At 59.9% G+C, this 6,896-nt stretch carries 8 protein-coding genes; 6 read left to right on the forward strand and 2 right to left on the reverse strand.

All coding sequences use genetic code 11. From position 1 onward, the window contains the following. Positions 1 to 92: 92 nt before the first annotated feature. Positions 93 to 461 carry a DUF4870 domain-containing protein gene (locus QMX98_RS30725; protein WP_010465209.1) on the reverse strand — a complete coding sequence of 123 codons (369 nt, stop codon included), beginning with the start codon at positions 459 to 461 and terminating at the stop codon, positions 93 to 95. A 27-nt stretch (positions 462 to 488) separates the two neighbouring features. Next, positions 489 to 1,211, reverse strand: coding sequence for a ribonuclease PH (gene rph, locus QMX98_RS30730; RefSeq protein WP_010465211.1), 723 nt, complete (start codon positions 1,209 to 1,211; stop codon positions 489 to 491). 280 nt (positions 1,212 to 1,491) lie between these two features. Between rph and QMX98_RS30735 the strand changes: the two genes are divergently transcribed. From QMX98_RS30735 to QMX98_RS30760, 6 genes are all read left to right on the forward strand, one after another. Continuing rightward, positions 1,492 to 2,355 (forward strand): YicC/YloC family endoribonuclease, encoded by an 864-nt coding sequence (locus QMX98_RS30735; protein ID WP_077748577.1) that lies wholly within the window; start codon positions 1,492 to 1,494, stop codon positions 2,353 to 2,355. Between the two features lie 12 nt (positions 2,356 to 2,367). Further along, a complete protein-coding gene (gene gmk / locus QMX98_RS30740) occupies positions 2,368 to 2,988 on the forward strand; it encodes a guanylate kinase (protein ID WP_010465215.1) in 621 nt (206 codons plus the stop codon). Between the two features lie 167 nt (positions 2,989 to 3,155). Continuing rightward, the gene (rpoZ, locus tag QMX98_RS30745) at positions 3,156 to 3,419 is read left to right on the forward strand and encodes a DNA-directed RNA polymerase subunit omega (RefSeq protein ID WP_007894670.1); all 264 of its coding nucleotides are present in this window, start codon (positions 3,156 to 3,158) and stop codon (positions 3,417 to 3,419) included. 57 nt (positions 3,420 to 3,476) lie between these two features. Next, the gene (gene spoT / locus QMX98_RS30750; protein ID WP_282411879.1) at positions 3,477 to 5,582 is read left to right on the forward strand and encodes a bifunctional GTP diphosphokinase/guanosine-3',5'-bis pyrophosphate 3'-pyrophosphohydrolase; all 2,106 of its coding nucleotides are present in this window, start codon (positions 3,477 to 3,479) and stop codon (positions 5,580 to 5,582) included. A gap of 24 nt (positions 5,583 to 5,606) precedes the next feature. Further along, positions 5,607 to 5,987, forward strand: a complete 381-nt coding sequence (locus QMX98_RS30755) for a RidA family protein (protein ID WP_003229509.1) — start codon at positions 5,607 to 5,609, stop codon at positions 5,985 to 5,987. A 58-nt stretch (positions 5,988 to 6,045) separates the two neighbouring features. Further along, positions 6,046 to 6,786, forward strand: coding sequence for a hypothetical protein (locus QMX98_RS30760; RefSeq protein WP_172791931.1), 741 nt, complete (start codon positions 6,046 to 6,048; stop codon positions 6,784 to 6,786). Positions 6,787 to 6,896: the final 110 nt, after the last annotated feature.

Consider the following 6,896-nt stretch of genomic DNA (forward strand, 5'->3'; position numbering starts at 1 on the left):
GGCTTGCCCGCGAAGAACGATAACGCGCTGTTCCTGACAGACCGAGGCGCCTCAATTCGCGGGCAAGCCTCGCTCCTACGGGACAGCGGTGGCTACTTGATCAACCGCCAGGTGAACGGATACCGATACGGCACCCCTTCATTGGCTTTCACACCACCGATGATCGTCAGTACCAACGCACCAATCGCCACCAGACCGAACAGGAAGAACCCGATGATCACCACCATCAGCAGGAAGCAGATGGCAGAAGCAATGGCGACGGTGATCTGAAAGTTCAGCGCCTCCTTGCCCTGTGCATCGACAAACGGGTCCATCTCGCGCTTCATCTGCCAGAGGATCAGCGGGCCGATCAGCGTACCGAACGGAATCCAGATTCCCAGCAACGCGGACAAGTGACAAAACATTGCCCACTGCCGAGCCTCTTTGCTCGGGATGGGAAGTAGCTGCTGCTCGTCACTCATGGTGTCCTCCTTGCGTGGAACATCCGATCAGTCGGCCAGTGCGGCCTTTTGCAGTTCGAAGATCTCGGTCATGCCTTTCTTCGCCAGTTCAAGCATAGCGTTCAGCTCTTCCGGCTGGAACGGCGCGCCTTCGGCAGTGCCCTGGACTTCGATGAAGCCGCCAGTGCTGGTCATCACCACGTTCAGGTCAGTCTCGGCAGCCGAGTCTTCCAGGTAGTCGAGGTCGAGCACAGGCTCGCCCTGGTACATGCCCACCGAAACGGCCGCGATCATTTGCTTGAGCGGGTCGCCGCCTTTCAGGCCGCCGCGCTTCTTGATCACTTTCAAGGCATCGACCAGCGCAACCATGGCGCCGGTGATGGATGCGGTGCGGGTGCCACCGTCGGCCTGGATCACGTCGCAGTCGACGTACAGGGTGACGTCGCCCAGCTTGGACATGTCCAGCGAAGCACGCAGCGAGCGACCGATCAGACGCTGGATTTCCAGGGTGCGGCCGCCTTGCTTGCCACGGCTCGCTTCACGCTGGTTACGCTCGCCAGTGGCGCGCGGCAGCATGCCGTATTCCGCGGTCAACCAGCCTTGGCCCTGGCCCTTGAGGAAACGCGGTACGCCATTCTCGACGCTGACCGTGCAGATGACTTTGGTATCACCGAATTCGACCAGTACAGATCCCTCGGCGTGTTTGGTGTAGTTGCGGGTAATGCGGATCGAGCGGAGCTGATCGGCAGCGCGACCACTTGGACGTTTCATAGGGAATACCTGTACGGAGGACGGAAAACTGCCGAGCATTATAGAGCCGCGCGCCAAGACTGGGCACTTCTAAAAAATCCGTCCGACGATTGAAGGCGCTGACTAGAGCTTAGAACAGCGCTTTACCGACGGCCTGCAGCCCTTTGTCACACCGTGTGTTTGGGCGCATCCGCCCCACTGCGCTACAATCCTGCGCCTTTGCTGCCTGTCGGCTTTAATTCACAGATATCGGGTCTCGCGAAACCTTTGGTAACGCAAACCTGAATTGCGAGGTACCTCCATGGTGCACAGCATGACCGCCTTCGCCCGCGTTGAAAAAGCCGGCGCCCAAGGCACCCTGAGCTGGGAATTGCGCTCGGTCAACAGCCGCTACCTGGAACCCCATTTGCGCCTGCCGGAGTCGTTTCGCGACCTCGAAGGTGCGGTCCGCGAAGCGCTGCGCCAGGGGATATCCCGGGGCAAGCTCGAATGCACTCTGCGCTTCACCGAAGAAAACACCGACAAACCCCTGCAAGTGGACCGCGAGCGTGCCGCGCAATTGGTCGCTGCCGCCGAGACCATCGCCGGCCTGATCAAGAATCCCGCCGCATTGAATCCGCTGGAAGTCCTGGCCTGGCCTGGCGTTCTGGTGGGCGACGCCGCTGACCCGCAAGCCTTGAATGCCGAAGCACTGGCGCTGTTCAATGAAGGTCTGAAAGAACTCAAGGCCGGCCGTGAGCGCGAAGGCGCGGAGCTGGCCCGGTTGATCAATGATCGCCTCACCTCCATCGAAGAAGATGTGGTGACCCTGCGCGAACTGGTCCCGCAGATGCTCGCCACCCAACGCCAGAAAGTCCTCGACCGCTTTGCCGACATGAAAGCCGAGATGGACCCGCAGCGACTCGAGCAGGAAATGGTCATGCTCGCGCAAAAGAGCGACGTCGCCGAAGAACTGGATCGCTTGAGCACTCACATCATTGAAGTTCGCCGGGTACTCAAGTCCGGCGGCGCTGCCGGTCGGCGCCTGGACTTCCTGATGCAGGAGCTCAACCGCGAAGCCAACACACTGGGCTCCAAAGCCTTCGACCCGCGCAGCACCCAAGCGGCGGTCAACCTCAAAGTGTTGATCGAGCAGATGCGCGAACAAGTGCAGAATATTGAGTAAGGCAACCCCGACATGACCCACAGCACCGGCACCCTGTACATCATTTCCGCCCCTTCGGGCGCGGGCAAGAGCAGCCTGGTCAAGGCCCTGACCGACGCTGATCAGGAGATCCGCGTCTCGGTCTCCCACACCACCCGCGCCATGCGCCCCGGTGAAGTGAATGGCGTGAACTATCACTTCGTCGAACGCGGCGAGTTCGTGAAGATGATCGAGCACGGGGATTTCCTCGAGCGCGCCGAAGTGTTCGGCAACCTCTATGGCACCTCGCAAAGCCACCTGCAGCAGACCCTGGACGAAGGCCACGACCTGATTCTGGAAATCGACTGGCAAGGTGCCGAGCAAGTGCGCAAATTGATGCCTCAGGCCCGTTCGATCTTCATTCTGCCGCCCTCTCTCCAAGCCTTGCATCAGCGCCTGAACAATCGCGGCCAGGACAGTGACGAGGTCATTGAAGGCCGGATGCGCGAAGCCGTCAGCGAAATGAGCCACTACGTCGACTACGACTACCTGATCATCAATGACGATTTCGCCCATGCGCTGAAGGATTTGCAGGCGATTTTCCGTGCCAATCAGCTGCATCAGAAGCGTCAGCAGCAGCGCAACGGAAAACTTTTGGCTGAATTGCTCGGCTAAACAGCCCTTCCCAAAACCGCTGCAAGGGCTTTACATTGGCACTTGCAGCGCGTTGAAGGGCTTGGTCAAAAAATCAGCGCTTCCCTAATCGCTGGTGATTTTTTAAACTGTTCAGTCCGCTCGCCCACCCGGGCAGCGCGCATATTGCATTCGCTCCGAGGAATACCATGGCCCGCGTAACCGTTGAAGACTGCCTGAACCACGTGGAAAACCGTTTTGAACTGGTCATGCTGTCCACCAAGCGTGCCCGTCAACTGGCCACCGGCGGCAAAGAGCCACTGGTACAGTGGGAAAACGACAAGCCTACCGTTGTAGCCTTGCGTGAAATCGCCGAAGGCCTGATGAGCTACGAGTTCATCGCCAATGCTGAAATCGTCGAAGACGAACCGCTGTTCGCAGCGTTCGAGGACGAGTCCAACGAGGCAGTCTAAGCCTATGCCTGGTCGACGTAGCACGGCGCGGGGTCACAGCGAACGGCAGGAGTCATCATGCCGAGCATAGACGCCCTCGCCGATCGCTTATCGACCTACCTCGGCAAGGACCAGGTCAACCTGGTCCGCCGAGCGTACTTCTACGCCGAACAAGCCCACGACGGCCAACGCCGCCGCAGCGGTGAGGCGTACGTCACGCATCCTCTTGCGGTGGCGAACATTCTTGCCGACATGCACATGGACCATCAGAGCCTGATGGCGGCGATGCTGCATGACGTGATCGAAGACACCGGTATTGCCAAGGAAGCGCTGCAAGCGCAGTTCGGCGAAACCGTGGCCGAACTGGTAGACGGGGTCAGCAAACTGACCCAGATGAACTTCGAGACCAAGGCCGAAGCACAAGCCGAAAACTTCCAGAAAATGGCCATGGCCATGGCGCGCGACATTCGCGTGATCCTGGTCAAGCTCGCCGACCGCCTGCACAACATGCGCACGCTTGAAGTCCTGTCCGGTGAAAAGCGTCGGCGGATCGCCAAGGAAACCCTGGAAATCTATGCGCCCATCGCCAACCGGCTGGGCATGCACGCCATCCGCATAGAATTCGAAGACCTCGGCTTCAAGGCCATGCACCCGATGCGTTCCGCACGGATCAACCAGGCCGTCAAACGCGCCCGGGGCAACCGCAAGGAAATCGTCAACAAGATCGAAGAGTCCCTCAGCCACTGCCTGGCCATCGATGGCATCCAGGGCGAGGTCAGCGGTCGTCAGAAACACCTCTACGGCATCTACAAGAAAATGCGCGGCAAGCGTCGGGCCTTCAACGAGATCATGGACGTCTATGCGTTCCGGATCATCGTCGACAAGGTCGACACCTGCTACCGCGTGCTAGGTGCTGTGCATAATTTGTACAAACCGTTGCCGGGACGCTTCAAGGATTACATCGCGATTCCCAAGGCCAACGGCTACCAGTCGCTGCACACCACGCTGTTCGGCATGCACGGTGTTCCGATCGAGATCCAGATCCGCACCCGTGAAATGGAAGAGATGGCCAACAACGGCATCGCCGCCCATTGGCTGTACAAATCCAGCGGCGACGAGCAGCCAAAAGGCACTCACGCCCGCGCCCGCCAGTGGGTCAAAGGCGTGCTGGAAATGCAGCAACGGGCCGGCAACTCGCTGGAATTCATCGAGAGCGTGAAGATCGACCTGTTCCCGGACGAGGTCTACGTCTTCACGCCCAAAGGCCGGATCATGGAGCTGCCCAAAGGCTCCACGGCGGTCGACTTCGCTTACGCGGTGCACACCGACGTGGGCAACAGCTGCATCGCCTGCCGGATCAATCGTCGTCTCGCACCGCTGTCCGAACCGCTGCAAAGCGGCTCCACGGTCGAGATCGTCAGTGCTCCCGGTGCCCGGCCGAACCCGGCGTGGCTCAACTTCGTGGTCACGGGCAAGGCACGGACCCACATCCGCCATGCACTGAAACTGCAACGCCGCTCCGAATCCATCAGCCTCGGCGAACGCCTGCTGAACAAGGTGCTCAACGGCTTCGACAGCACCCTGGACAAGGTCCCGGCCGAGCGCGTCAAGGCGATGCTCACCGAATACCGCCTGGAACTGATCGAAGACCTGCTCGAAGACATCGGCCTGGGCAATCGCATGGCTTATGTGGTCGCCCGCCGCCTGCTGGGCGAAGGCGAACAACTGCCTAGCGCGGAAGGCCCGCTGGCGATTCGCGGCACCGAAGGCCTGGTGCTGAGCTACGCCAAGTGCTGCACGCCAATCCCGGGCGACCCGATTGTTGGTCACTTGTCCGCCGGCAAAGGCATGGTCGTGCACCTGGACAACTGCCGCAACATCAGCGAAATCCGTCACAACCCGGAAAAATGCATCCAGCTCTCGTGGGCCAAGGATGTCACCGGCGAATTCAACGTCGAGCTGCGCGTCGAACTGGAACATCAGCGCGGCCTGATCGCCCTGCTGGCCAGCAGCGTCAACGCGGCCGACGGCAATATCGAGAAAATCAGCATGGACGAACGCGATGGTCGCATCAGCGTGGTCCAACTGGTGGTCAGCGTGCACGACCGCGTGCACCTGGCCCGTGTGATCAAGAAACTGCGTGCGTTGACCGGGGTGATCCGCATCACCCGCATGCGCGCCTAAGCCCACTATTACAAGGAGTCATTCATGACCAAGACTGTTATCACCAGCGACAAGGCCCCGGCTGCCATCGGTACTTACTCCCAGGCGATCAAGGCTGGCAACACCGTCTACATGTCGGGCCAGATTCCTCTGGACCCAAAAACCATGGAACTGGTTGAAGGCTTCGAAGCCCAGACCGTCCAGGTGTTCGAGAACCTCAAAGCCGTGGCCGAAGCCGCTGGCGGTTCGTTCAAGGACATCGTCAAACTGAACATCTTCCTCACCGACCTGAGCCACTTCGCCAAGGTCAACGAGATCATGGGCAAGTACTTTGACCAGCCATACCCTGCCCGCGCCGCCATCGGCGTAGCCGCCCTGCCAAAGGGTTCGCAGGTTGAAATGGATGCCATTCTGGTCATCGAGTAATACATCCGGCGCAGCCTTTTCAAGGTTGCGTCGACTTCGTTTCTGAAAGGATTCCACCATGCGCCATGCGCTAGCTCTCTCGCTGGTCGCCCTACTCTTGGGCGGTTGTGCCAGCAACCCTGCCGATCGTGACATCAGCGGCACCTGGATCAATCAGGTGGCGATCGACGCTGCGTCCAAAGGTGGCCCCCTGCGTGAAGCGCTCCAGGCTTATGGCCCGAACCTGGAATGGGACGTCAACACCAAGGCCGCTCAGGCCCGCTACACCAACGGTTTTGAAAACGTCGACGGCAAGCTGCTGGGCGAAGCGTCCGGCGCCTGGAAAGTCGACTTTTATGGCAGCTCCGCCAGCGAACTGAAGCGTGACGGCAAGCAACTGAGCCAGGCCGCCAGCGAAAACGAGCCGGAGCAGGTCTTTGACCGCGCGTTGATTCCGGTCCCGGATGGCGCACCGATTGGCGCGAGCTTCGAACGCGCGCTGTACACCGCCTACATGGGCGGCAGCTGGAAAATCGTCAACGGTCCGGGCGAAGGCAATACCGTGCAATTCCAGGCCGATGGCCAGGTTGCCGGACTGCCGGGTGCCGATCGATATGCCCTTTGCCTGGCGGGCGATTGCGCGTCGATGAGCGGCGGCAATGACAACATGTGGCTGCAAGTGAACGGCCAGGGCAATACCTGGATCTTTGCGCGCAAGGGCAAGGAACTGGAGATTCTGCAGGCAGTGAACACGGCTCAGGCGGATGAAATGCCTCAGTTCACGCCGGGTGATCGCAAGTGGTTACTGGAAAAGCAATAACCCGGCCCTGAAAGCCAACACAAGTCCAGTGTAGGAGCGAGGCTTGCCCGCGAAGGCGATGTAACAGCCAACATAGATGTTGGAAGTTATGACGCCTTCGCGAGCAAGCC

This window comes from Pseudomonas sp. PS02303 (genome assembly GCF_029959925.1).
Taxonomy (GTDB): domain Bacteria; phylum Pseudomonadota; class Gammaproteobacteria; order Pseudomonadales; family Pseudomonadaceae; genus Aquipseudomonas; species Aquipseudomonas mandelii.

Bases quoted from the DNA above. Each gene is read 5' to 3' on its own strand.
- spoT (WP_282411879.1), top strand. From the start codon at position 3,477: ATGCCGAGCATAGACGCCCTCGCCGATCGCTTATCGACCTACCTCGGC.
- QMX98_RS30735 (WP_077748577.1), top strand. From the start codon at position 1,492: ATGGTGCACAGCATGACCGCCTTCGCCCGCGTTGAAAAAGCCGGCGCC.
- QMX98_RS30725 (WP_010465209.1), bottom strand. From the start codon at position 461: ATGAGTGACGAGCAGCAGCTACTTCCCATCCCGAGCAAAGAGGCTCGG.
- rpoZ (WP_007894670.1), top strand. From the start codon at position 3,156: ATGGCCCGCGTAACCGTTGAAGACTGCCTGAACCACGTGGAAAACCGT.
- gmk (WP_010465215.1), top strand. From the start codon at position 2,368: ATGACCCACAGCACCGGCACCCTGTACATCATTTCCGCCCCTTCGGGC.
- QMX98_RS30755 (WP_003229509.1), top strand. From the start codon at position 5,607: ATGACCAAGACTGTTATCACCAGCGACAAGGCCCCGGCTGCCATCGGT.
- rph (WP_010465211.1), bottom strand. From the start codon at position 1,211: ATGAAACGTCCAAGTGGTCGCGCTGCCGATCAGCTCCGCTCGATCCGC.
- QMX98_RS30760 (WP_172791931.1), top strand. From the start codon at position 6,046: ATGCGCCATGCGCTAGCTCTCTCGCTGGTCGCCCTACTCTTGGGCGGT.